This window comes from Mesorhizobium sp. 128a (assembly GCF_053848025.1).
In genome coordinates this window covers 1-2,629 of the sequence record NZ_JBSPKY010000063.1, presented here as the reverse complement: position 1 = coordinate 2,629, position 2,629 = coordinate 1, and the positions used below count along the sequence as shown (strand labels likewise).

Here is a 2,629-nt window from a genome sequence, read left to right as displayed (position 1 = left end):
TGCGTGTTTCAGAAATTCGCGGACACCCATTCCGCTAATTCGCGGACAGCGATTTCAGTAATTACGGGACAGTGATTCCGCTAATTCCCGGACAGTTTTCGGGGCGGATATGACGGTCGGTTCTCGGGAGCACCGTTCTGGCATTTTGCCCTCTCATCATCGGGTTGAGAGGGGCCATGCCAAGACGGAAGCAAGCGAGACGAACGACAGTGAAAGACCTACGATCAATCCTGCGCCTGACGCATGAGCAGGGCCTCTCGGTGCGTGCGGTGTCGGAACGGCTGAAGATCAGCAAGACTTCCGTTTCGACCTATCTGTTGCGGGCGCGTGAGGCTGGCATCTCGGACTGGCCGCTGCCTCTGGGCTGTGACAATGACGCATCGCTTGAGCGGCTTCTGTTTCGCCGGGTTGGCCGTCCGCCGCAGGATCTGGACGAGCCCGATTGGGCGATGATCTCGCGCGAGCTGAAGCGCAAGGGCGTGACGCTGACGTTGTTGTGGCAGGAATACCGCGCGGCGCATCCCGATGGTTATGGCTACACTTGGTTTTGCGACCGGTTCGGCGCCTTCCAGCGCCAGGCGAGCGCAACGTTCCGCAATCGCCACGAGGCGGGCGCGGTGATGCAGACCGACTATGCGGGCCACACCGTGCCCGTCGTCGATCCCGATACTGGCGTCATCTGCCAGGCTCAGATCTTCGTTGCGGTGCTGGGCGCGTCGTCCTTCACCTTCGCCCATGCCAGCTTCAGCCAGAAGCTGCCGGACTGGATCGAAGGCCAGTGCCGGGCACTCACCTTCTTCGGCGGAGTAACGAAGGCGATCGTCTGCGACAATCTGAAGGCCGGCGTCGCCAAGGCGCTGTGGTTCGAGCCGACGCTCAACCAGACCTTCGCCGCCATGGCAGAATATTACGACACGACGATCCTGCCGACCCGAAGCCGCAAGCCGCGCGACAAGGGCAAGGTCGAGGGCGCGGTGCTGATCGTCGAGCGCTGGGTCCTGGCCCGGCTGCGCAACCGGCGCTTCTTCAGTCTCGGCGATCTCAACGCCGCAATCGCGGTGTTGCTGGAGGATCTGAACAACCGCCCCATGCGCCACGTCGGCAAAAGCCGCCGGGAGCTGTTCGAGGAGATCGAACGAACGGCCCTGTCGCCATTGCCGCCGGTCCCGTTCGAATATGCGGAGTGGAAATCGGCGAAGGTGCATCCCGACTATCATGTCGAGATCGACAGGACCTTCTACTCGGTGCCGCACGCGCTGATCGGGCGGCGCGTGGATGTGCGGCTCACCCACCGGGTGGTCGAGCTCTTCCATGATCACAAGCGCGTCGCCAGCCATGTCCGCCGCTCGCAGCGCTGCGGCCATGTCACCGTCAACGAGCACATGCCCAAGGCGCACCAGCGCTATGCCAACACGACGCCGGCGAACCTGATCCGGCAGGCAGCCGGGATCGGCGCCAATACCGCCATCTTGGTCGAGCGGATGATGCGCGACCGTCCCCATCCCGAGCAGGGATACCGCTCCGCGTTTGGCATCCTCTCGCTGGCCCGTCGCTACGAGCGGGATCGGCTCGAGGCGGCCTGCGCGCGGGCACTGACCATCAATGCGATCACCTACTCCTCCGTCAACGCCATCCTCAAATCCGGCCTCGATCGCGTGCCGCCCGCGGCCGAGCCGGTCAAGCCCACGCCATCGCACACCAACATCCGCGGCGGGTCCTATTATCAGTGAAGGAAAGGATAAACCCATGCTGACACATCCAACCCTCGACCAGATGCAGGCTCTCGGTCTTGGCGGAATGGCCGCCGCCTACCAGGACCTGGCCGACCAGAGCAACGCCGACGATCTCAGCCGCGACGAGTGGCTTGGCCTGATGCTCGATCGTGAAGTCGCCATGCGTGCCGACAAGCGTCTGACCAACCGTCTCGCCGTTGCCAGGCTGCGCTTTGCCGACGCCTGCATCGAGAACATCGACTTCGCCGCGCATCGCGGGCTCGATCGGCGCAATACGCTGTCGCTGGCCCAAGGCGTATGGCTGAAGGCGCACGAGAACCTCATCATCACCGGACAGACCGGCACCGGAAAGACCTGGCTGGCCTGCGCCTTCGGACGTCAGGCCGCCCGGCTCGACCATTCCGTGCTCTACCTGCGCATGCCGCGTCTGTTCGAGGATCTCGCTCTGGCGCGTCTCGACGGCCGCTTTCCCCGTCTCATCGACAAGCTGGCTCGGGTGCAACTGCTCATCCTTGACGACTGGGGCACCCACAGCCTGACCGACCAGCAGCGTCTCGATCTGCTGGAAATCTTCGAGGAACGCTACCGCCGGAAATCGACGCTGATCACCGCGCAACTGCCGATCGCCCAGTGGCACGCCATGATCGGCGAGCCGACAATCGCCGACGCCATTCTCGACCGGATCATCCACAACGCCCATCGCGTCACCCTCGAAGGCGACAGCATGAGAAAGCAAAAAACACCGCCGCTCTTGACCGGCGCCGAAAACGGCGAAATCAATCGCAAATGAGTTCAACCAGGCAACTGAGGGTCGACCCCTTCCTGCTGTCCGCGACTTAGTGAAACTGCTGTCCGCGATTTAGCGGAACGACTGTCCCGTTTTTGCGAAATACGCA

At 63.0% G+C, this 2,629-nt stretch carries 2 protein-coding genes; both read left to right on the top strand.

Going from position 1 to position 2,629, the window contains the following annotated elements; genetic code table 11:
- The first annotated feature begins 176 nt into the window (after nucleotides 1-176).
- The gene (istA, locus tag ACWTU9_RS33005) at nucleotides 177-1,730 is read left to right on the top strand and encodes an IS21 family transposase (RefSeq protein ID WP_455861982.1); all 1,554 of its coding nucleotides are present in this window, start codon (nucleotides 177-179) and stop codon (nucleotides 1,728-1,730) included.
- A gap of 16 nt (nucleotides 1,731-1,746) precedes the next feature.
- Nucleotides 1,747-2,523, top strand: a complete 777-nt coding sequence (gene istB, locus ACWTU9_RS33000) for an IS21-like element helper ATPase IstB (RefSeq protein WP_455861981.1) — start codon at nucleotides 1,747-1,749, stop codon at nucleotides 2,521-2,523.
- Nucleotides 2,524-2,629: the final 106 nt, after the last annotated feature.

Bases quoted from the DNA above. Each gene is read 5' to 3' on its own strand.
- istA (WP_455861982.1), top strand. From the start codon at position 177: ATGCCAAGACGGAAGCAAGCGAGACGAACGACAGTGAAAGACCTACGA.
- istB (WP_455861981.1), top strand. From the start codon at position 1,747: ATGCTGACACATCCAACCCTCGACCAGATGCAGGCTCTCGGTCTTGGC.